This is a genomic window from Methylobacterium sp. 13MFTsu3.1M2, assembly GCF_900112625.1.
Taxonomy (GTDB): Bacteria; Pseudomonadota; Alphaproteobacteria; order Rhizobiales; family Beijerinckiaceae; genus Methylobacterium.
Map to the genome: position 1 here is coordinate 14,507 of NZ_FOMM01000037.1, position 19,817 is coordinate 34,323.

Genomic DNA, 19,817 nt, shown 5'->3' on the forward strand with positions numbered 1-19,817 from the left:
GAGGCGGACCTGTCGCGACGGCGTCAGCACTTGTCGCAGACGCTGCCGAGGACCGCGTCGAGGTCCTTCTGCCGTCGCGTCCGCTCGCGCGGATCGTGCAGCGGCGCGGCCCCCGCGCCGGGCGGCACCGTCTGCCCCACCGACGAGCGGTACGGCGCGTTGATCGTGGTCTCAGGGCCGCCGCCCGTCCCCGTGAACGCGGCTGCCAGCGCCGCATGGATGCAGATGAACGGCGCGATCATGCCGATGATCGCTCCACGGGTCATCGCTTGTCCGACAGTCATGGCGAGCCTCCCGATTCAATCTCCGATCCGATCTGCCTGCGCGGTGATGCGCGCCTCGTCCGCGGGGCGAGAGCCGACGACCGACGGGAGATCCACGATCGACCACGCTGCCATCGGTGCGCGGGTGCTCCCCGCCGGCCCGCGACCTGCGCACCTCGCCGACCAAGAGCAGCGACGCCCTCTCCATGTAATCGTCGTTTAATCCGCAGTCTCGGCAAAATCACCAACCGTGACTTCACGCATCATTTCGTGCCGCGATGGCAAAGTAGATGGTGACATGCAATCGCGGAGTGCCCTCACGCACGCATCGGCGCGGATTAAACGCGGCGCGCAGTTCAGCGATGGATGTCGGGAAGAATCATCCGTCACTCAGACAGATGCGCGCGGTCCCCGTCACGCCCTGCCGGCCAGCTCTTCGGGCGGGCACACGAGCCCGGCGCCCACGGCGATCCAGACGAGGTGTGCATCCGTTCGGGCACCGAGCTTGGCGCGGATCCCGGACAGGTTGTTGTGCACCGTCTTCAGGCTCAAGCAGAGGGCCTCGGCCACGGCCTGCGCCGTCATCCCCCCCGCGGTCAGGCTCAGGATCTCGACTTCCCGCGGGCTCAGCGCGTCGACGGCCGAGCGCCCGCCCGCCACCTCGTCCTGGGCGATGGCGTGGGCGATGTCGGCGCTCATCGCCCGCTCGCCGCGCAGCACGGCCGCCACCGCCGCCAGCAACGCGCGCGGCGGGCTCGCCTTGGTGACGTAGCCGCACGCCCCCGCGGCGAAGGCTCGGCGCGCGACGACGGCTCCGGTGCGCATGCTGAAGACCAGGATGCGGGCCGCCCCGTCCCACTGGCGGATGTGCCGGATGGCCTCGATGCCGCTCGGCCCCGGGAGCGACAGGTCGAGGATCACGAGATCCGGCCCGTGCGCCTTGTACTGGCGGTAGGCCTCCGCCGCGCTCGCCGCCTCCGCCGTCACGACGAGTCCCGGCTGTCGCTCGATCAGGCGGCGATAGCCCTCGCGCACCACCGGATGGTCGTCGACGAGCAGGATGGACGTGGGCATGAGACGCCTCAGACCGCGGTCGGGACGGTCGCGCAGGCGCGGATCCCGCTGCCGGTGCCGGTCAGCGTGAAGCTGCCGCCGAGGGCGGCGAGCCGCGCGCGGATGCCGACGAGGCCGCGGCCCGTGCCGGAGGCCGTGCGCGAGACATCGCCCTTGCCGTCGTCGTCCAGCGTGAGCGTCACCGTCCGCGTTCCGGTCTCCGTCCGGACGACCCGCAGGAAGATCCGGCTCGGACGCCCGTGGCGGAGGGCGTTGGTCAGGAGCTCCTGCGCGATGCGGTAGAGGCTCGCCGACACGGTCACGGGCATGTCGGCGAGGTCGCCGGCCACGTCGAGATGGAGGGCCGGGCCGGACCTGAGCTGCGCCCGCCAATCCGCCACGAGGCCCCGCAGCGCGTCCTCCAGCCCGGTCTCGGCGAGGTCGGGCAGTTCGAGGCGCGCCAGCGCCCCGCGCAGGCTCTCCCGCATGGTGGCGAGGACGGCCTCGATGCCGCGCGCGTCCGCGCGCAGATCCTCGCGGTCGTCGGGCGCGGCGAGTTCGATCGCGGCCGCCCGGGCGCCCGCGGCGGCGAGGCACTGGCCGAAGGCGTCGTGCAGGTCCCGCGCGATCGCCTGCCGCTCCTCTTCCTGCACCGTGACGAGCCGCTGCATCAGCTCCGCGCGCGCGGCCTCCGCGCGGGCGAGCCGGTCGGCGAGGTCATCGCAGGCGCGTGCGATCCGGTCGAACTCGGCGGCGGCGAAGCGCGGCAGCGGCGACCGGGTCCGGGCCGCGTCGAGCCTCGCCAGCCCGCGCACGATCTGCCCGGCGGGCGCGACGAGGCGCGTGACCGCGAGCCAGTTGAGGAGCAGTGTCGCCGCCGTCAGAGCGAGCGCGAGCCCGCCCGCGAGACGCACCCGCTGCCAGACGCGGGCCGCCGCGGCGATCGGATCGGGCCAGGCGGTGACGCTGCCGATCGTGCGCTCGCGGAAGACGATCGCGCGGATCGTCGGCGCGGCCGCGGCGTCCCCCGTAACCGCCTCCCGGAACCACGCGGGGGCGGCGTCGAGGCCATCCCAGTCGCCGCAGACGCGCCGGGGCAACTCGACGCCGAGCTGGATGTCGGCGCAGATCCCCGGGAGGATGGTGAGGAGGGCCGGTGCGGGTTGCGGCGGCGCGGCGGGCATCGCGACCGGACCGGCGCTGCCGAGACCCGGCTGACGCGCGAGCTGCGCGGCGATCCGCTCCGCCGAGGTCGCGGCCTCCCGCTGCAGGCTCGCCTGGGCCGCGAAGCCGGTCCAGGCGACCGCTCCGGTCAGGCACAGGAGGGCGACCACGAGGAGGCGTAGGCCGAGATGCGCGGGCAGGCTCATGGGGGCGAAACGGCCGGGCTCGAAGCGACGCGGCGATTTGGCACCGGGAACGTCCCGGCGCGCAAGCCGCGCCGAGCCAGCGCGGGAAGAATGCCCGGTCGCGGGCGGGAGGACGTCCCTGGCCCGCGCCCCGCACGCCCCGCAGGATGGCGGCGTCCCGTATCCCGCGGAGCCCGCCATGGCCTCTCACCTGTCCCGCCGCAGCCTGCTCGCCGCCGCCGCCCTGCTGCCGCTCGGCCTGCACCGCCCCGGCGCGGCCGCGACCGGAACCCCGCCCTACCGGGTCGGCGCCTTCACCGTGACGCCCCTGCGCGACGGGCTGTTCCCGCTGGAGCCGCGCATGATGCCCGCGGCCGAGAGCCCGGCCGGACGGGCTCTGTTGCAGGGTGCCGGTCTTCCTGGGGACGGTCCGTCGCCGGAGCCGGTCAACGCCTTCCTGATCCGGCGCGGCGCGCGCCACTGGCTGCTCGACGCGGGCTGCGGCACCGTCTTCGGACCGGACTTCAACCGGGTGACCGCCGCGCTGGCGGCGGAGGGCGTGCGGCCCGACCAGGTCGAGACCATCTGGCTGAGCCATCTCCACGCCGACCATGCGGGCGGTCTCCTGACGCCGGGCCGCCTGGCGCGGTTCGCGAACGCCGAGCTCGTGGTGCAGGAGCGCGAGGTCGCCTACTGGTCGGATGCGGGAGCGCGGGCCGCCGCGCCCGACGCCCTGCGGCCGATGTTCGAGACGGCGCAGGCCGTGCTCGCCGCCTACCCCGATCGGATCCGCCGCCTCTCGGGCGAGGCCGAGCTCGCCCCCGGCATCCGCGCGATGCCGCTCCCGGGCCATACGCCGGGTCACATGGGCGTGCTGATCGCGGACGGCGCGGACCGGTTGCTGATCTGGGGCGACGTCATCCACTCGCGGCTCCTGCAGATGCCGCACCCGGACTGGACCGTCATCTGGGACACGGATCCGGCGGAGGCGATCGCGACCCGCCGGCGCATCCTCGACCGCGCGGCGGCGGAGGGCCTGAGCGTGACCGGGATGCACCTCGCCGCCCGCGGGCGGATCGAGCGGGACGGGGCGGGCTACGCGCTGATCTAGAGGATCCGGTTCGTGCCGCCGGGTCCGGCTGAGCCCGCGATGCGGTGGGACGACGCCGTCAGCCGCGGCCCCAGTCCCGCAGGTCCCGGACGAACAGGTCCGGCGCCTCCATGGCGGCGAAATGGCCGCCGCGGGGCATCGTCTGCCAGCGCGAGACCGCGTAGCCGCGCTCCAGCCACTCTCGCGGCGGCGCGGGCGTGCGCGGATCCGGGTAGGCCGCGAAGGCCGTCGGCACCGTGACGCGCCGCCCCGGCGGCATCCGGCGCACGCCCTCCTGCTGCGCGCCGGCGTAGAACCACGTCGCCGTCGCGAAGGAATCGGTGAGGATGTAGAGCAGGGCGTTGGTCAGGAGCTGATCGTTCGTGAAGACCTGCGCGAAGGGCCGCTCCCGCAGGTCGGCCCAGTCGTGGAATCGCTCGACCAGCCACGCCAGCTGCGCCACCGGCTCGTCCGCCATGGCGTAGCCGAGCGAGAGCGGCCTGGTGCCCTGCAGCTGCGCGTAGGCCCCGAGCGCCTGCTGGGTGGCTCCGGCCTGCTTCTGCCAAGCCCGCTCCGCCGCGCTCTCCGGCTCGGCATCGGGCTGCACCAGCAGGTAGTTCAGGTGGATCGCCTCCAGCGACGCGGCGTGGTCGAGACCGAGCCAGGCCGCGACCCCGGCGCCCCAGTCGCCGCCCTGAACCCGGTAGCGCGGGTAGCCCAGAGTCTCGCGCATCAGGCGGTCGAACAGCCGCGCCGTGCTGCGCGCGCCGATCGGCGCGGCGGGTTTGCCCGAGAAGCCGAAGCCGGGCAGCGCCGGGATCACGAGGTCGAACGCGTCCTCCGGCCGCCCGCCGTGGCGCGACGGGAAGGCCAGGGGCTCGATCACCGACCAGAACTCGTAGATCGAACCCGGCCAGCCGTGGATCAGCAGCAGCGGGCGCCGGCCTTCCGCCTCGCCGACGACGTGGACGGCGTGCAGGTCGAGATCCTCGACGCGGCCCAGGATCTGCGGGAAGCGGTTGAGCTCGGCCGCGGCCGCGGCCTCGTCGAAGCCGTCGAGCCAGTGGGCGCACAGGTCGGCCAGGACGTCCGGATCGCAGCCGTAGCGCCAGCCGGCCCCCGTCGGCAGGCGCGGCATGCGGTAGGCCCGCACGCGCTCCCGCACCCAGGCCAGCCGGTTCGCGTCCCAGGCGACGGTGAAGTCTCGCATGATGCCTCCGCTCGGCTCCGCGTCCCGGGAGCGTGCCGAACCCGGCCGTCCCGTTCGCGCGACGTTGATCCGGGTCAACGCGGCCGGGCCGGGACGGTCGCGCCGGGATCGCCCCGGCCGGCACGATGGCTGTTGGCGGCGCGATCGCGCGAGGGCTCTCAGCGCCCGGCGGCCGGCTTCGGTGCCCGTCCGGGACGCGGACCCGACCGGAGCGCCGCAGGCAGGGTGCGTCAGCCGGGCGAGACGCGTCGCGACGTCAGTGCCCGCCGCGCCAGGAACCCGGCCGCGCTCATGGCGAGGATCGCGGCCGCGTAGAGGTCGGCGGTCGTCACGTAGCCGATCCGGCGCACGAGATACCCGGCACAGATCACCGGGAGGCTGAACGCCAGGTAGCTCTCGACGTAGTAGCTCGCGAGGAGCTCCGCCCGCTCGCTCGGCTTCGCCAGCGGGACGATCGTCCCGAGGGCGCCGAGGAAGCTCGTCCCGAAGCCGGCCCCGCCGACCAGGGTCCCGCCGATCAGGACCGGCACGCTCCCGCCGTGCATGCCGGCGAGCACGATGACGAGGCCAGCGGTCATGGCGAGCGTCCCGATCGTCAGGTTGGCCGCGGCGTCCCGGCCGCGCCGCTGGAGGACCGCGAGGGCGCCGGCGACCATCAGGGCCGCGACCATGACGCCGCTCGTCAACGGGGTCCGGCTGCCCGTCGCGGCGACGACCAGCGAGGGAACGATGGAGAGGTAGAAGCCCCCGAGCATCCAGGTCGCGATGTTGGTCGGCGTGATCGCGGCCAGCGGCCGCCTGGCCTGCGGCGGAACCACGACGCGCGGCCTCAGGGCCCGCAGGGCGCCCGCGCGGCGCTCGCCGGTCTCGGGCGTGAGCCAGAGGAGAGCGGCCTGCGCGGCGAACACCGCGCCCAGGATCGCGTAGACGAGGTGGAGAGGGTGCGGGCCGTACTGCACGAGGGCGCTGGTTCCGAGCGCGCCCGCCGCCATCCCGATCAGCGGCATGATCGCGTTCACGAGTTGGGCCCGCGCCCGGTCGACGTCGACGAGCGCGGCGCCCAGCGAACTCGCCGCGATGCCGGTCGCCACGCCCTGGACGAAGCGCGCCGCGATGAGTCCCCACGCCCCGCTGGCCGTCGTGAACAGGGCCATCGCCACCAGCTCGAGGAGCAGCGCGCCGAAGATCACCGGCCGTCGGCCCAGATGGTCCGAGATCGACCCGGCGACGAGGAGCGCCTTGAGGAGCGCCAGCGCGTAGACGGCGAACACCGCGGTCGTGAGCACGGGGGAGAGCGCGTAGGTCTCCTGGTAGAACCGGTACAGCGGCGTCGGAGCGGCGGACGCGGCGAGGAAGGTGCCGAGCACCGCCGCGTGGAAGAACAGCGTGCCGCTGCCCGCGACAGCCACAACTTTCAGCTTGCGGTCCCTGGTCATTGGCGAACCTAAAGGCTAATCCGTTGCGTTTGATGCGTAGGCCCTCCGCGCCACAAACGCAATATCTTTGCGTTTGTGGCGCCCCAGATGGCAGAGTGCAGGATGACGACGAGGCAAGGGCCGCGTCCGGGCGGCCGCAGCGCGCGGGTGCAGACCTCGGTTCAGGCGGCCGTGCGCGCGCTCCTGACCACGACGGACCGTTCGGAAATCACGGTGCCCCTGGTGGCCGCCGCGGCCGGCGTGACGCCGTCGACGATCTACCGCCGGTGGGGCACGCTCGCCGAGCTCTTGGCCGATGTCGCGGTCGAGCGGCTCCGTCCCGACGGCGAGCCGGCCGATACCGGGAGCGGCCGGACCGATCTCGAGGCGTGGGCGGAGCAGTACGCGGACGAGATGTCGTCCGCACCGGGGCGGGAGATGATCCGGGACGTCCTGGCGGCGGCGGACGCGAACTGTGCCCAGCGATGCTGCAGCTTCACCCGCGATCAGATCGCGATCATCGCGGATCGGGCCGTGGCCCGCGGCGAGGCCTTCCCGGACCCCGAGGCGGTGCTGGACGGGGTCGTCTCTCCGATCCTCTACCGGATCCTGTTCGGGACCGCGCTGGACCGGGAGCGGATCCTCGAGCTGGTCGACCGCACCCTGACGGCGCGCGAAGCGACCTGACCCGAGGCGCCGACCCCGTACACCGACCTCGCGGAGGAGGCCGGGCTCCTGACCTCAGCCGCCAGGGGGCGCGACGAGCGGCCTGTCAGAGCGGCTCCCCGGGCTGGGCGCGCGTCCGGTCCTTTCCGCGGGTCGCTATCGCGGGTTGCGCCAGCGACGCGCCCGCGTAGCCCGCGGGCGCGACGGCGAGGATCGGTCGCCAGGTCGAGGACCACGCGCGCAGCGGCTCCGGATCGCCGCGGAAGGCGAGGTCGAGAAAGGCCAGCGTCCCGGCGGCGGTCGCCGCCTTGACCTGCGGGTTCAGGTTCAGACCGCCCGTGAGAGGACGGTCGGTGAAGATGCTGTGCGAGCCGCCCTGGAAGACCGCCAAGGACTTCCGGGGCGTCGCGATCGCCTCGTACACGGCGAGGCGGTCGCTGAACGGCGAGGTGCGACCGGGCAGCTGGATGACATCCTCGGTCGCCGTCACGTGCAGGGTCGGGATCTCGACGGCGCCCAGGACGGCCCGCAGGTCGCGCTCGCCGTAGAAGGGCGGCGCCGAGATCACGATCCCGGCCGCGATCCGCGGATCCCGCGCCTGAAGGGCGTGCCCGTCACGGACGACGCGCGCACCCGCGGCGATCAGAGTCGTGTTGGCGCCGTAGGAATGGCCGGCCGCCACGATCCGGCGCGGGTCGATCCGGTCTCCGAAGGCGCCCCCGTCCTGAACGAGGAGGCGGTCCAGGGCGAAGCGCAGGTCGCGCGCCCGGGCGATCGCCTCCCGTTCCTGCGCCGCCCGCTCGATCCGGTCGAGCAGGGCCAGGGGATTGCCGGTCCAGACGGAGCTGTCGCTGCCGACGTGCTGCAGGTGCAGGCTCGCGATCCCGTGGGACGACCAGTGCCGTCCGAGATAGCTGTAGCCGGTTCGGGACTGTCCGAGACCGTGCGAGAACACGACCAGCGGGACGCGGCGCCGGAGCGACGACGTGTTCGGCCAGTACAGGCGTACCGGCACCGGTCGCTGGCGCGCGCCGTCGACCCAGTCGAAGTCGACGATCCGGACGTCCTCGACGACGGGCTCCGCCGCGGCCGGCCGCGTCACACCCGCGGCCAGGGTTCCCAGCAGCATGGCGCCGACCTGCCGACGGTTGGGCAACGGCCGTGCCGCTGTCGGATCGGAAGACTCGAGCATGGGGAGGGCTTTCGCGAGAGGAGGGGAGCCAGGAGGGTTCGCAGAGCCGCGCATCGCCGGCCGCAGCCCGATCACGACGCGTCCTCGCCCCCCGGCGCGCGCCAACCGAATTCCGTTCGCCGACGGAGGCCCCGACGGCGAACGAGGCTGCCGATATCGGCAGGAAGGGGCGGGCGCCCGGCCGGACTCCGCACCGCGTCCCGAGACCGCGCATCAAAATCGCACTTGGTGTAAAAAATATAATTGCACCGCGTGCAACTTTGCAAGTGCGGAATCGCATGTCACAACGCCGGCATGGGGATCCCGCCACCGAAGCCCGGCAGCCTGCGCGCGCGAAAACGGCAGGAGACATTGGAACGGATCGCCGAGACCGGCCTGCGGCTGTTCAGCCGGCACGGCTACGAGGCGACGACCCTGGACGCGATCGCCGAGGCGGCCGGCATCTCGCGTCGAACCTTCTTCTACTACTTCAAGTCAAAGGAAGAGATCCTGCTGGACTGGCAGATGCGCGGCTTCGGCGCGGCGCTGCGTAAGGCCGTCCTGGCCCAGCCGGAGGGCAAGGTCCCGGTGGAGGTCGTCCGGGACGCCCTGCTGACGCTGTCGACGGGCTTCCGGACCCGGGAGTTCATCAGCATCGACCGGGTCATGCGCTCCAGCGAGACCCTGAAGGCCCGCAAGCAGGCGGCCTACGGCCTGCACGAGCAGGCCCTGCACGCCGCGCTGATCGAGCGCTGGCCGGATCCCGTCCGCAGCGCCCCGCTGCGCCTCGTCGCCATGGCGTCGCTCGGTGCGATGCGCTTGGCGATCGAGGCCTGGATCCAGGCGGGCGGCGACCGTCCCGTGGACGCCTTCCTGCGGGCGGCCTTCGCCGGTCTCACGGCCGAGTTCTGCACACCGTCCCGATAGTCCCGCCGCGATCGGCACGCCGCCGCGGCCCCGCGGTGACGGGCGCGACGCCGTCACCGCCCATCGGCCGGCAGCGCGACGAAGGGATCGCAGGCGGGAACGCCGAGCGGCGCGAAGTGCCGCACGTTCCGGGTCAGGACCGTCCAGCCGTTGCAGCGCGCGGTGGCGGCGATCGCGAGATCCGCGAAGCCGGGCGCGTGCCCCTGTCCGCGCGCCAGATCGGACAACCCGCCGATGTGGCGCGCGACGGCGAGGTCGATCGGGAGGACCTTGGCGGCGTACAGGTGCAGCAAGGTCTCCAGCCACGCCGCGAGGCGCTCGGCCTTGCGCGCGGCACCGTCCCTGCGGCTCTTCGCGATGCCGTCCTCGATCTCGGCGATCGTGACGACCGAGAGATGGAGCCCCGCGCTGTTGCGGTCCATCCAGTCGATCAGTGCGACGGCCGGAACGGCCTTGGTCGGCGCGCCGGCCGAGAGCACGTTGGTGTCGACGAGGTACACCGCCTCACAGCTCGGCGCTTCTGAGTCCGCCGGACGGGGGGGCGAGGTCGTCCGCCGCGACGGGCGCGGCCATGAGCAGGCGGCCGAACGACGGGACGCAGGACAGCCGCTGCCAGTCCTCGAAGCTGAGCAGCACGGCCTCGGGGCGGCCGTGGCGGGTGATGATCGAGGGCGCGCCCTGCTTCGCTTGGTCGATGACGGCCGACAGCGTCGCCTTGGCATCCCGAAGCTGGATCTCCTGCATGGCGCTCTCCGTGACCACTGTAGTCATAATGGGTGTCCAAGTTCCGATCTGCAAGGACCGCCCGCGGCCCGTCGTCGGCACCCGGCCCCGGCGGCTCGCCGAAGCCGACCCGTGTCCGGCACGCAACAGTTGATTGCTGACCAGATTATGCCCCTTGCGGTTGCGGCGCTTTAGGACCAACGTATGTTAGTGACAACTGAATACGGGTGCTCGGGTGGCAGCTTCTAAGCCTCTAGACGGGCAAACAGCCTCGGAAACCTTCCAGACGGCGCTGGACGCGCTCGACGTCGTCGGCCGCTGGGAATGGGACGCGGGCGTCGATCGGGTGCGGGCCGACGCCTTCGTCGCCCTGGTGTACAACGTCGATCCGGCCGAGGCCGAGGAAGGCGTCCCGCTCGGTCGCTACATGAGCAGCATCCACGCGGACGATCGCGAGCGGATCGATGATCTGATTCGGCGCAGCGCCCGCGAGGGGACACCGTACCTCGCCGAGCATCGGGTGACCTCGGCGGACGGTCGGACGCGCTGGGTCCTGGTGCGCGGGCGCTTCACCGGCGATCATGTCGGGCGGCTCCAGGGCGGCAGCGGCATTCTCCTCGACATCACCCGGATGCGGATGTTCGAGGACATGGCCGACGAGGCCGTGCCGCGTGTGGAGACGTCGCCCCTCGAGCTGGCAGCGGATCACGCCATCGCGGCGATGTACGCGATCAGCGAGTTGCGGGACGCGGAGCTCAAGGTGCAGGCCGAAGCGCTGCTGATGACGCTGGGCCGCAGGCTCGCCGTCCAACAGGTCCAAGACCGGCAACGCCAGATGAACTGATCGCGGCGTCCCGAGCAAGATACAGCATGGGGCGGAGCGTCGACCGATCCTGTCCGGGAGCGGGAGACTGGGCCAGACACGCGCGCTATGCTGGCGGATCGGCAGATCAGCGCGGCACGGATGATCCGGCGTTCCAGAACGACAGTCATCGTCCTCGGCGTCATCGCCGGGGCCGCCGTCGCTGCTCTGCTCATCCATCTCCTCCTCGGCCTGCTCTCCCTCGACATCGCGGTCGCCAAGACCAGCACCGAGGACCGGGAGGCCGCGCAGGCCCTCACGCAGCTCTTCGAGACCCAGCATCCGCGGGTGCGCATCCGGACGATCTTCGAGCCCGATCGCCTCGGCGCCTCGGCGGCCCTCGACAAGGGCGAGACCCAGCTCGCCCTGGTGCGCAGCGACGCCGCGCCGAAGGACGGGCAGACCCTGGTCATCCTGCGCCGCGACGCGGTGGTCTTCGTCGCGCCCGGGGGCAGCCCCGTCGACAGCGTGGCCAAGCTGCGGGGCAGCACCGTCGGTCTCCTCGACGGGCGTAAGCTCGACCCGCTCCTGCTCGACTTGATCCTGACGCATTTCGGCGTGCCCCCGAGCAGCGTGCATCGCCGGATCCTGACGATCGACCAGCTGACAGAGGCCGCCCGCAGCCGCCAGATCGGTTCGGTGTTCGTGGTGGCTCCGGTCGGGAGCGCGCTGTGGCTGCCCCTGTTCACGGCGCTGCGCAAAGGCTCCGGGGCGGCGAAGCTGTTCGAGGTCGACGAGGCGGCGGCGATCGCCAAGGAGCACCCCGTGCTCGACACGATCGACGTGCCCAAGGGCGCGTTCCTCGGCTCCCTGCCGGCACCGGGCGACGACATCACCACGCTGTCCGTCAGCCACCGGCTCGTGGCCCGCGGCGCCATGCCGGACTGGCTCGCCGGCGAGATCACCCGCGAGGTTCTCACCGGCAAGCCGCGGCTCGTCGCGCTCGACGACGATCTGGCCGGCATCGAGGCCCCCGACACCGACGACAAGGTCCAGGCGCTCCCGATCCACCCGGGCGCGACGGCGTACCTGACCGGGAACCAGCCCAGCCTGAGCGATCAGGCGCAGAACGCGGCCTACTGGGTCGGGCTCATGATCAGCGCGCTGGCCTCCCTCGGCGCGGCGGGCATCGGCCTGTATCGGCGCTTCCGGCCGCTGCAGCCGCCCACCCGGGTCATGCGCCTCTTGGAGATCTGGCTGTCCGTGTCGAGCGCCGATCCGGTCGAGCTCGATCATCTGGAGCGGGAGGCCGACGCGCTCGCGGCGGAGACGATCCGGATGGAGGCCCACAGGCGGACGGAGAGCGTCGAGATCCGCCTCGTCGCCCTGCTCGTCGCGCATGTCCGCGAGGCCGTCCAGCGCCGGCGGCGGCACGTGGCGCAACGGATGACCTAGCGCCAGGCGATCCCGGCACCGGCCCCCGGCGGCGGCCGATCCCGGCCCGGTCGCGGCCTCACGCGAGCAGGTCGCGATGCGTCCGATGCCCGCGCAGCCACGCCCGGGCGTAGCCGCACAGGGGCACGATCCGATCGCCCTCGGCGCGCGCGTGCGCCGCGACGCCTTCCATGAGCCGGCCGGCCGCCCCGGTGCCGCGCAGGACCGGCGGCGCGTAGACGTGGCTGATGACGAGCTGGCCGGGCTCCCGCCGATAGGTCGCGAAGACGACGTCACCGCCGACCTGCAGCTCGAAGCGGCCTCGCTCGACATTGTCGCGCAGCATCTCGGTCCTCCTCGTCCCCCGGCTTTGCGCGGCTCCGATCGGGAAGCACCGCGTCGAACCCGGCGCCCTGCAGGATCCCGCGCCGCCACGGACGGCCTCCCGAAGGCCCGCGCTCCCGCGACGGTTATATGGGGCGCGTGTCCTCGTCGCGGACGCGGGTCAGAACCGACGCGTCGGCATCGCCGCCGACGACGTGGACATGGCGCGCGAGCGCCGCAGCACGACGAGGCCCGCCGGACGACGCGGCCGGCGCGGCCGGCACGGCGGTCCGCTCCTCGCGGCGCGGATGCGGCGCGGATTAAGCGCGGCCCGCGATCGTCTAACTCTGGACATCCCGAGACCACCTAGACCGCCCGGCTCACGCCGCGGCGGTCATTTCGTGCCGGCATCGTCGGCGGACCGGCCCCTCCGGCCCTCCGAGCCGCTCTCAGCGCGGCCCGCCGCGCCGTGTCGGACCGATCTGCGGGCTCCCCGCGGGGAGGCCGGTCCACGTCGGCTTCCCACAGCTCAGGCGCGATCCGGGCGGTTTGCCCGCCGATGCGCGCGCGCCCGGACCGCGATCGGATATTTCGGCACGTCGACCCGCAGTATTCAATAAGAAAAACATAACATCATGAGCTAACCCTCGATATTTTGCGATATTACGGAACTCAGACAGCTTTCTGTGCTTGCCCAATGGTAGTTTTCGGGAGAACATCATGACCTCAATCCGGATCTTCGTCCTCGTCTCGTCGCTCCTTCTCGGGACGGCCGGCGCGGCAACGGCACAGGGCGCCGCCGGAGGATCGACGTCCGGGCCAGCGCCATCCGGGTCGGGCGGGCAGCGGATGCAGCACGGCGATCAGATGAAGAGCGGAGAGAGGGGCGGGGGCTCGGGCAACACCGGCGTTCCGGGCGCCTCGCCGGCCGACGACGGAAACAAGACGCAGGATTCCCGTACCACGAAGACGAGAGACCGCTGAGAGACCGCGGGTCCGCGACCGCCCGTCCGGAGGCACGGGCCCGGCCGGAACGGCCGGAGCGGTCTCGTCACGCCGCGCACACCGTCGCGCGGCGCTCTCACTTCCGATCCGCAGCCCCGCGCGACGTGTCCGTTCGAGGACGCGATCCGGAGACGCGACGGCACGGCCGCCAGCGCCGGAAGGCCCGGAACGGATAGCCGGCCGGGCCCGGCCGACGCCCGCTCATCCGAGGGCGTCGGCCGCGATCACCGGCGCGGATCGGGCGCCGCGCGCCGAGAACCGGCGTTTCCGATCCCGGTTAGCTTTCGTGAGGGGAAGCCAGTCACGGAGGCGTGGGTGCCGCGCTATTTCTTCGATATCCACGACGGTCAGTTGCAACGCGACGAGGACGGGACCGAGTGCGCCGATTTCGACGCTGCGCGCAGAGAAGCGATGATCTCCCTCCCGGACGTCGCGCGATGGGAGATCCCGAGCGACGGGGACAGGCAAACCTACACCGTGGTCGTCCGGGATGCGGCCGGCGCCCCGATCTACACGGCGACGCTGACGTTCACCGGCCTGAGGCTCAGCGAGGCGGCCGGGTAGGTTCAGCCCGCCGCGCGCATCCGGCGCGCTCCGACATCGGCCCAACTCACCGGCGCCGGACGTCCCGCGTGGACACGGCCGACGCCGGTCAGGGGATGTCGGCCGGCTTGACGTCGATCCGGTCGAACCGGCCGAGGCGGTAGATGAGGAACGACAGGAGCCAAGCCGCCGCGAAGAGGCCGACGATGCCGAAGCCGAGCACGCCGAAATGGTCGTTGATCGCGGCGATCCGCTCCCAGAGCCAGCCCTGGAGGTTGAGCTTGTCCGCCAGGAGGTTCAGCGCCTCCAGCGTGCCGACCACCAGCGCGACCACCACCGACACCAGGGTGATGGTGAGATTGTAGAACAGCTTGCGCATGGGCTGGACATAGGCCCAGCTGTAGGCGCCGAGCATCAGCACGCCGTCGGTCGCGTCGACCAGCGTCATGCCGGCGGTGAACAGCGCCGGGAAGACCAGGATCGTCCAGAGATCGATGCCCTGGCTCGCCTGGGCGGCCGAGAGCCCGAACAGGCTCACTTCCGTGGCGGTATCGAAGCCGAGCGCGAAGAGCAGGCCCAGCGGGTACATGTGCCAGGAGCGCGTCACGAGGCGGAACAGCGGCCGCAGGATCCGGGCGAGGACGCCCTGGTTGGCGAGCAGCATGTCGAGGTCGGCCTCGACGTAGCGGCCGGTGCGCCGCACCTGCCGGAACGCGCGCCAGACCCCCGCGAGGACGACGAGATTGACCAGGCCGATGAGGATCAGGAAGGCGGCCGAGACGCCTGTGCCGATCAGGCCGCCGAGTTCCCGGTAGCCTTCCGAGGCCGTGATCAGGCTGGTGGCGGCCAGCGCCACCGCGGCCGCGGCCACCACCACGACGGTGGAATGGCCGAGGGCGAACCAGAAGCCGACCGAGACCGGCCGCTGGCCCGCCTGCATCAGCTTGCGCGTGACGTTGTCGATGGCGGCGATGTGGTCGGGGTCGACCGCGTGGCGCAGCCCGAAGACGTAGGCCAGCAGCGCGGTCGAGAGCAGGGCCGGCTGCCCCGCGAACAGGCTGTAGGCCCAGGACCAGGCGGCGACGTTGGCCGCGATCAGGACGAGGTAGAGCAGAACGATGCGGCGCCGCACGACGCGGGGCGCCGTGCCATCGGACGGGACGATCGCTTCCATCAAAGCCTTACCCACCCGAATACCGTCCCCTCGGCCCCGTTGCCCGGGCCTGTCGCGTCGCTGCTGCCGTGCAGCACGGAATCCGACATAGCGCAGAAGCGGTCGGCCTGCGGAGTCCCGCAGGCGCGTCCTCTCGCCGGCGCGACGATCCCGGCGGCTGCCTGGACGGGGGCCGCGGGCCCGCCATCAGAACCGCACCGTCACCGAGCCCGTGATCCGCCGGGGCGAGCCCGGATAGACCCGGAACACGTTCAGCGAACTCTCGTAGTACGCGGTGTCGAAGATGTTCTCGACGTTGAGCGCGATCCGGGCATTGTCGAAGCGGTAGTAGGCGAGCGCGTCGACCGCGACGTAGGCCGGCAGGGTGAAGCCGGAGCCGGCCGCGTCGCCGGCGCGCGCGCCCACGCCCCGCACGCCGCCTCCGATACCGAAGCCGCGCCACGCACCCTCCGGCTCGTAGACCGCGAGGAGGCTGCCGGAATGGCGCGGCACGTTGATGAGCGGGGCTCCGACCGGGAGCACGTTGTCCTTGGTCACCCGGGCGTCGGCGTAGACGTAGCCGGCCAGGAGCTTCAGCTCGGGCGTGATCTGCCCCTGGGCCGTCAGCTCGAACCCCTGGCTGCCGACGGCCCCGGCGGCGAGGGAGAAGCCGGTATTGGCGGGATCGGGCGTGAGCACGTTCTCCCGCTCCACCCGGAAGGCGGCGGCGGTGAGGAGCAGGCTGCCGCCGAACAGCTCGGACTTGGCGCCGACCTCGTAGCCGAGGCCGGTCTCGGGCGGCAGGGCCGTGCCGCGGGTCACGGCGGCGGCGTCCGGGCCGATGTTCGGCCGGAAGCTCGTGCCGACGTTGGTGTAGAGGGCGAGTTCCGGGATCGGCCGGTAGACGAGGCCCGCCCGGGGCGACGCGGCGACCCGCGACTGGTCGACCTGACTGCGGACGGCGCGCTCGCGGAAGCTCTGCTCGAAGATGTCGAGGCGCACACCGACGAGCGCCCGCCATTCGGGGCTCAGGACGATCTCGTCCTGCGCGTAGAGGCCGGTGTTGGTGATCCGCTCCAGGTTGTTGCGCGGGATGGTGATCGGCGGCAGCGCCTGCCCGTAGACCGGGGCGTAGATGTCCAGGGCGAACGGGCTCGTGCGGAAGTTCGAGCGGAAGTACTGCGGGCGGCTGTCGGTGCTCTCCCGGTCCATGCCGAGCAGTAGCGTGTGGCCGATGCCGGCGGTATCGAAGCGCCCGACGAGGTCGGCCTGCCCGACGGCCACGTCCCAGCGGTAGTCGCGCACGTTGCGGTCGCGCGAGACCGTGCGGTTGTCGGCAGCGATGGCGCGGATCTCCGCCGACTCGCCCGCGAGATCGCCCGTGTTGAAGTAGGTCGCGAGGCGAAGCTGCCAGTTCTCGTCGAACCGGTGGTCGACGCGGACCTGCAGCGTGTTGTTGTTCTGATAGGTGCTCTGCCCGGGCTCGCCGAGGAAGCGGGAGACGGGCAGGAACCCGAGTTGCCGGTTCAGCGCGATGACGCCCCGGTCGAAGACGATCCGGTTCTTCACGAACTCGGTCTCGACCGTGATCCGCGTGTCCGGGGTGACCTGCCAGCTCACCACCGGCGCGACGAGGAGCCGGTCGCTGTCCACGAAGTCGCGGAAGCTGCCCGCACCCTGGGCGGCGAGGTTGAAGCGGTAGAGCACCGTGCCGTCCGCGCTCAGCGCACCGCCGGCATCGATCGTGCCCCGGGTCAGGCCGAACGAGTCGACCTGGTTGCCGAACTCGACGAACCGCTCGGCGGTCGGCTGCTTGGTGATCAGGTTGACCAGCCCGCCGGGGTCGCTGCGCCCGAACAGGGCCGCTCCCGGCCCCTTGAGCACCTCGATGCGCTCGATGTTCTGGGCGTCGGGCGGCGGCGGTGTCCCGCGGTTGAGGGGAAAGCCGTTCTTGTAGATCTCGGAGGTGGTCACGCCGCGGATGGCGTAGCTGAAGATCGACAGGCCACCGAAATTGTTCTGGCGGGCGACGCCGGGCAGGTAGTCGAAGACCCGGTCGACGCGGGTGGCGGCGATGTCGGTGATCGTCTCGCGCGGCGCCACCGACACGGCCACGGGCACGTCGATCTGCGGTGTGGCCGTGCGCGTCGCGCTGACCGCCGCGCCGGCGCCGTAGCCCGGTGTCGGACCGATCAGGCCGATGCTGCCGCGCCCGGACGCCGTCGTGCGGGCGGCGCCCTCGCCGACATGCTCGACCGACAGTTCCTCCAGGGTCACGCTCTCCTGCGCGCGGACCTCCCCGACCGGCACGCCGGCGGACAGCATGGCCGCCAGGGCCAGGCGCGGGCTACCGCGCCGCGCCCCGGCAGGGCGGGCGCATCCCCGGCGCGGCCTGGGACTCTCGCGGAACGACAATCGTCCAGAACTCGCCACCACACACTCGCTGCTGCCGGCGCGCGGCCACGCGGAGGCGGGCGGCGTCACGCCCGGACGGGCGGCACCGCGCGCTCCGCTGGGGCACCGCGCCCGAGGAACGTCGTCGCGCCGAAGGCCGCCTCCCGTGACGCGCGTCATCGCCGCCGCCGGACCGTCCCGGTGCGCGGCACCGGCGGCCGCGGGGAACGGGCGCGCCCAGTCGACAGGTGCGGGGCAGATCCGGACGCACCGCGCAGCGCGCACCGGATTACCACCCCGGCTCCGGACCGTGCCCGGATAACCTTGGCAGGAAAATACTTGCCGCGGCGACCGGCCGGGTCAACGCCCCGGCAACCGAATGTAATAATGTTGCGACGACAGTGGCGGAACGGCCACAGCACCGTGGCGCCCCGGCGGCGGGCGGGGCCGGGGCGGCCTGATCGGGTACGCCGCTCCCGTCAGGGTCTCACATCCGGCCTGGGATCCGGCACGAACCCGTCGCGGTTCGGCATGCGGACGGCGGCCAGGGTGGCGGCATCGAGCACGGCGCTATCCGGGACGAGCCCGTTCAGGTACAGGACGTAGCCCGAGACCGCGTAGACGTCGGCGGCGCTGAGCGATTGCGGGGCGTTCATCGGCATCGCCCGCCGGATGTAGTCGAACAGGGTCGGCGCGTAGGGCCAGAAGCTGCCGACGGTCTTGAGCGGTTTCGCCGAGGCGAGCGTGCCCTGGCCGCCGGCCAGCCGCTCGCCGGTCCCGCCCTCGCCCCGGCTGCCGTGACACGAGGCGCATTGGGTCTCGAAGACCTCTCGGCCGTGGGCGACGCTGCCGTGTCCGGGCGGCAGCTTCCGGCCGTCCCGGTCGACGTCGATGTTCCAGGCGGCGATCTCGGCCTCCGTGGCCGGACGCCCGATCCCGAGGCGCTCCGTCGCCCGTGCCGGCCCGGCGCAGGCGAGCGCCAGGGCGATCCCCGCGGCGGCGCGGGCTTCACGCATAGCCATTGGCCACCTCGCCGTCCGCGGCGATGCGCCAGGGCACGACCGCGTTGTTGTGGTAGAAGGATTTGAGGCCGCGCACCGCCGTCAGGTCCTCGAAGCTCGGCTGCACGTAGCCGGTCTCGTCGATCGCCCGGCTCGCGATGGTCGTCGGCGTCCCGTCCCAGCGCCAGGGCAGGCGGAACCGCGTCAGCGCCCGGTTGAGCACCGGCTCCTGCAGGGCGGCGTCGCGCCAGCTCCCGCCCCCGTCGGTCGAGACCTGCACGCCGCGGATCCGCCCGCGCCCGCTCCAGGCGAGGCCGGTGATCTCGTGGAAACCGGGGGCGATCCGCTGCGTGCCCGAGGGCCGCGTGATGATCGACTTGGCCTCCATGACGAAGGTGAATTGCCGCGCCGTGCCGTCCGGCATCAGGTCGGTGTACTTCGACGTCTCCTCGCGGGAATAGGCCGGCTCCGCCGTGACGTTGAGCCGGCGCAGCCACTTCACGCTCATGTTGCCCTCGTAGCCGGGCAGCAGCACCCGGAGCGGGTAGCCCTGCTGGGGGCGCAGCCGCTCGCCGTTCTGGCTGTAGACCAGCAGGGCGTCGTCGAGGCACTTCGCGATCGGGATGCTGCGGGTCAGCGCGGCGGCGTCCGCGCCCTCGGCCACGACCCACCGCGCGTCCGGCTTGAGCCCGGCCTCCGCCAGGACCGTCGCGAGGCGCACGCCGGTCCATTCGGCGCAGCTGACGAGGCCGACGAGGTCCGACGCCGTCTTGCCCTTGATCGCCTCGAAGCCCGGATTGCCCGAGCATTCGAGGAAGTAGATGTGCGACTCCGACGGGAAGCGGCGGATGTCGTCCATCGTCAGGATGAGCGGCGTCTCGACGAGTCCGTGGATCATCAGCCGGTGCTGGGCGGGATCGATGTCCGGAATGCCGCCGTGGTGGCGCTCGTAGAACAGGCCGTTGGGCGTCAGGATGCCGTCGAGATCCTGCAGCGGCGTTCGGCTCGACGCCGAGATGTACTGCTTCAGACCCTTCGGGACGTTGCGGATGACGCCCTCCTCGAAGCGCGAGGGCCGGCCGTAAGTCTGGCTGCCGACATCGGCGCCCGGGACCTTCATCCATTCGGGAACGGCCGGAGGCGCCGCCTCGTCCGATCGGGCCGGCCCGCCCGCGAGGACGGCCGCGGCCGCCGCCGCGCCTTGTGCGAGGAAGCGGCGCCGCGCCGGCGGCGATTCGTCGTCCTGGCTCATCGCATGGCACTCCGCCTCGCCCCGCCCGCCGGGGCAGGCCCA

Annotated in this window: 20 protein-coding genes; 7 read left to right on the forward strand and 13 right to left on the reverse strand. The window is 72.4% G+C overall.

Features of this window, described 5'->3' with window-relative positions; all coding sequences use genetic code 11:
* Positions 1–23 precede the first annotated feature (23 nt).
* The 3 genes from BM314_RS27365 to BM314_RS27375 all read right to left on the reverse strand — a co-directional run bounded on the left by BM314_RS27365 (position 24) and on the right by BM314_RS27375 (position 2,686).
* A complete protein-coding gene (locus BM314_RS27365; RefSeq protein ID WP_091981594.1) occupies positions 24–266 on the reverse strand; it encodes a hypothetical protein in 243 nt (80 codons plus the stop codon).
* Between the two features lie 411 nt (positions 267–677).
* Positions 678–1,337 (reverse strand): response regulator transcription factor, encoded by a 660-nt coding sequence (locus BM314_RS27370; RefSeq protein WP_020094410.1) that lies wholly within the window; start codon positions 1,335–1,337, stop codon positions 678–680.
* An 8-nt stretch (positions 1,338–1,345) separates the two neighbouring features.
* The gene (locus BM314_RS27375; protein ID WP_091981597.1) at positions 1,346–2,686 is read right to left on the reverse strand and encodes a sensor histidine kinase; all 1,341 of its coding nucleotides are present in this window, start codon (positions 2,684–2,686) and stop codon (positions 1,346–1,348) included.
* 178 nt (positions 2,687–2,864) lie between these two features.
* On the opposite strand from BM314_RS27375, the gene BM314_RS27380 reads away from it, so the two are divergent.
* On the forward strand, positions 2,865–3,776 hold the full coding sequence (locus BM314_RS27380; protein ID WP_091981599.1) for an MBL fold metallo-hydrolase: 912 nt from the start codon (positions 2,865–2,867) through the stop codon (positions 3,774–3,776).
* Positions 3,777–3,834: 58 nt separating this feature from the next.
* Here BM314_RS27380 and BM314_RS27385 read toward each other — a convergent pair whose 3' ends face one another.
* Both BM314_RS27385 and BM314_RS27390 read right to left on the reverse strand, forming a co-directional pair.
* Positions 3,835–4,965, reverse strand: coding sequence for an epoxide hydrolase family protein (locus BM314_RS27385; protein ID WP_091981602.1), 1,131 nt, complete (start codon positions 4,963–4,965; stop codon positions 3,835–3,837).
* A 230-nt stretch (positions 4,966–5,195) separates the two neighbouring features.
* A complete protein-coding gene (locus BM314_RS27390; RefSeq protein WP_091981604.1) occupies positions 5,196–6,401 on the reverse strand; it encodes an MFS transporter in 1,206 nt (401 codons plus the stop codon).
* A gap of 102 nt (positions 6,402–6,503) precedes the next feature.
* On the opposite strand from BM314_RS27390, the gene BM314_RS27395 reads away from it, so the two are divergent.
* Complete coding sequence (locus tag BM314_RS27395; protein WP_026605129.1) at positions 6,504–7,067, forward strand: TetR/AcrR family transcriptional regulator; 564 nt, start codon at positions 6,504–6,506, stop codon at positions 7,065–7,067.
* A gap of 85 nt (positions 7,068–7,152) precedes the next feature.
* On the opposite strand, the gene BM314_RS31325 is transcribed toward BM314_RS27395, so the two are convergent.
* Positions 7,153–8,175 carry an alpha/beta hydrolase family protein gene (locus BM314_RS31325; protein ID WP_280141973.1) on the reverse strand — a complete coding sequence of 341 codons (1,023 nt, stop codon included), beginning with the start codon at positions 8,173–8,175 and terminating at the stop codon, positions 7,153–7,155.
* Positions 8,176–8,532: 357 nt separating this feature from the next.
* Here BM314_RS31325 and BM314_RS27405 point away from each other — a divergent pair, with 357 nt between their 5' ends.
* Positions 8,533–9,144: a TetR/AcrR family transcriptional regulator gene (locus BM314_RS27405; RefSeq protein ID WP_091981610.1), complete on the forward strand. Its 612-nt coding sequence runs from the start codon at positions 8,533–8,535 to the stop codon at positions 9,142–9,144.
* Positions 9,145–9,197: 53 nt separating this feature from the next.
* On the opposite strand, the gene BM314_RS27410 is transcribed toward BM314_RS27405, so the two are convergent.
* Positions 9,198–9,644, reverse strand: a complete 447-nt coding sequence (locus BM314_RS27410; protein WP_020094418.1) for a type II toxin-antitoxin system VapC family toxin — start codon at positions 9,642–9,644, stop codon at positions 9,198–9,200.
* A 4-nt stretch (positions 9,645–9,648) separates the two neighbouring features.
* Entirely contained in the window at positions 9,649–9,888 is a 240-nt protein-coding gene (locus tag BM314_RS27415; RefSeq protein WP_091981612.1) for a type II toxin-antitoxin system Phd/YefM family antitoxin, read from the reverse strand.
* A gap of 325 nt (positions 9,889–10,213) precedes the next feature.
* Here BM314_RS27415 and BM314_RS27420 point away from each other — a divergent pair, with 325 nt between their 5' ends.
* A complete protein-coding gene (locus tag BM314_RS27420) occupies positions 10,214–10,711 on the forward strand; it encodes a PAS domain-containing protein (protein WP_348272751.1) in 498 nt (165 codons plus the stop codon).
* Positions 10,712–10,831: 120 nt separating this feature from the next.
* Entirely contained in the window at positions 10,832–12,124 is a 1,293-nt protein-coding gene (locus BM314_RS27425) for a TAXI family TRAP transporter solute-binding subunit (RefSeq protein WP_234083187.1), read from the forward strand.
* Between the two features lie 58 nt (positions 12,125–12,182).
* Here the strand turns inward: BM314_RS27425 and BM314_RS27430 are convergent, their stop codons facing one another.
* Positions 12,183–12,449 carry a GNAT family N-acetyltransferase gene (locus tag BM314_RS27430; RefSeq protein WP_020094422.1) on the reverse strand — a complete coding sequence of 89 codons (267 nt, stop codon included), beginning with the start codon at positions 12,447–12,449 and terminating at the stop codon, positions 12,183–12,185.
* A gap of 698 nt (positions 12,450–13,147) precedes the next feature.
* On the opposite strand from BM314_RS27430, the gene BM314_RS27435 reads away from it, so the two are divergent.
* Positions 13,148–13,411 (forward strand): hypothetical protein, encoded by a 264-nt coding sequence (locus tag BM314_RS27435; RefSeq protein ID WP_091981619.1) that lies wholly within the window; start codon positions 13,148–13,150, stop codon positions 13,409–13,411.
* Between the two features lie 336 nt (positions 13,412–13,747).
* Positions 13,748–13,996: a DUF6894 family protein gene (locus tag BM314_RS27440; protein WP_026605132.1), complete on the forward strand. Its 249-nt coding sequence runs from the start codon at positions 13,748–13,750 to the stop codon at positions 13,994–13,996.
* An 88-nt stretch (positions 13,997–14,084) separates the two neighbouring features.
* On the opposite strand, the gene BM314_RS27445 is transcribed toward BM314_RS27440, so the two are convergent.
* The 4 genes from BM314_RS27445 to soxC form a co-directional block, all read right to left on the reverse strand.
* Positions 14,085–15,149, reverse strand: a complete 1,065-nt coding sequence (locus BM314_RS27445; protein ID WP_091981621.1) for a HoxN/HupN/NixA family nickel/cobalt transporter — start codon at positions 15,147–15,149, stop codon at positions 14,085–14,087.
* A gap of 186 nt (positions 15,150–15,335) precedes the next feature.
* Positions 15,336–17,453, reverse strand: coding sequence for a TonB-dependent siderophore receptor (locus BM314_RS27450; protein WP_170868193.1), 2,118 nt, complete (start codon positions 17,451–17,453; stop codon positions 15,336–15,338).
* 548 nt (positions 17,454–18,001) lie between these two features.
* The gene (locus BM314_RS27455; RefSeq protein ID WP_244540056.1) at positions 18,002–18,544 is read right to left on the reverse strand and encodes a c-type cytochrome; all 543 of its coding nucleotides are present in this window, start codon (positions 18,542–18,544) and stop codon (positions 18,002–18,004) included.
* Positions 18,531–19,775, reverse strand: coding sequence for a sulfite dehydrogenase (gene soxC / locus BM314_RS27460; protein WP_091981625.1), 1,245 nt, complete (start codon positions 19,773–19,775; stop codon positions 18,531–18,533). Before soxC ends, BM314_RS27455 begins: the two co-directional genes overlap by 14 nt.
* Positions 19,776–19,817: the final 42 nt, after the last annotated feature.

Bases quoted from the DNA above. Each gene is read 5' to 3' on its own strand.
- BM314_RS27365 (WP_091981594.1), bottom strand. From the start codon at position 266: ATGACCCGTGGAGCGATCATCGGCATGATCGCGCCGTTCATCTGCATC.
- BM314_RS27370 (WP_020094410.1), bottom strand. From the start codon at position 1,337: ATGCCCACGTCCATCCTGCTCGTCGACGACCATCCGGTGGTGCGCGAG.
- BM314_RS27375 (WP_091981597.1), bottom strand. From the start codon at position 2,686: ATGAGCCTGCCCGCGCATCTCGGCCTACGCCTCCTCGTGGTCGCCCTC.
- BM314_RS27380 (WP_091981599.1), top strand. From the start codon at position 2,865: ATGGCCTCTCACCTGTCCCGCCGCAGCCTGCTCGCCGCCGCCGCCCTG.
- BM314_RS27385 (WP_091981602.1), bottom strand. From the start codon at position 4,965: ATGCGAGACTTCACCGTCGCCTGGGACGCGAACCGGCTGGCCTGGGTG.
- BM314_RS27390 (WP_091981604.1), bottom strand. From the start codon at position 6,401: ATGACCAGGGACCGCAAGCTGAAAGTTGTGGCTGTCGCGGGCAGCGGC.
- BM314_RS27395 (WP_026605129.1), top strand. From the start codon at position 6,504: ATGACGACGAGGCAAGGGCCGCGTCCGGGCGGCCGCAGCGCGCGGGTG.
- BM314_RS31325 (WP_280141973.1), bottom strand. From the start codon at position 8,175: ATGCTGCTGGGAACCCTGGCCGCGGGTGTGACGCGGCCGGCCGCGGCG.
- BM314_RS27405 (WP_091981610.1), top strand. From the start codon at position 8,533: ATGGGGATCCCGCCACCGAAGCCCGGCAGCCTGCGCGCGCGAAAACGG.
- BM314_RS27415 (WP_091981612.1), bottom strand. From the start codon at position 9,888: ATGCAGGAGATCCAGCTTCGGGATGCCAAGGCGACGCTGTCGGCCGTC.
- BM314_RS27425 (WP_234083187.1), top strand. From the start codon at position 10,832: ATGATCCGGCGTTCCAGAACGACAGTCATCGTCCTCGGCGTCATCGCC.
- BM314_RS27430 (WP_020094422.1), bottom strand. From the start codon at position 12,449: ATGCTGCGCGACAATGTCGAGCGAGGCCGCTTCGAGCTGCAGGTCGGC.
- BM314_RS27435 (WP_091981619.1), top strand. From the start codon at position 13,148: ATGACCTCAATCCGGATCTTCGTCCTCGTCTCGTCGCTCCTTCTCGGG.
- BM314_RS27445 (WP_091981621.1), bottom strand. From the start codon at position 15,149: ATGGAAGCGATCGTCCCGTCCGATGGCACGGCGCCCCGCGTCGTGCGG.
- BM314_RS27450 (WP_170868193.1), bottom strand. From the start codon at position 17,453: ATGCTGTCCGCCGGCGTGCCGGTCGGGGAGGTCCGCGCGCAGGAGAGC.
- BM314_RS27455 (WP_244540056.1), bottom strand. From the start codon at position 18,544: ATGGCTATGCGTGAAGCCCGCGCCGCCGCGGGGATCGCCCTGGCGCTC.
- soxC (WP_091981625.1), bottom strand. From the start codon at position 19,775: ATGAGCCAGGACGACGAATCGCCGCCGGCGCGGCGCCGCTTCCTCGCA.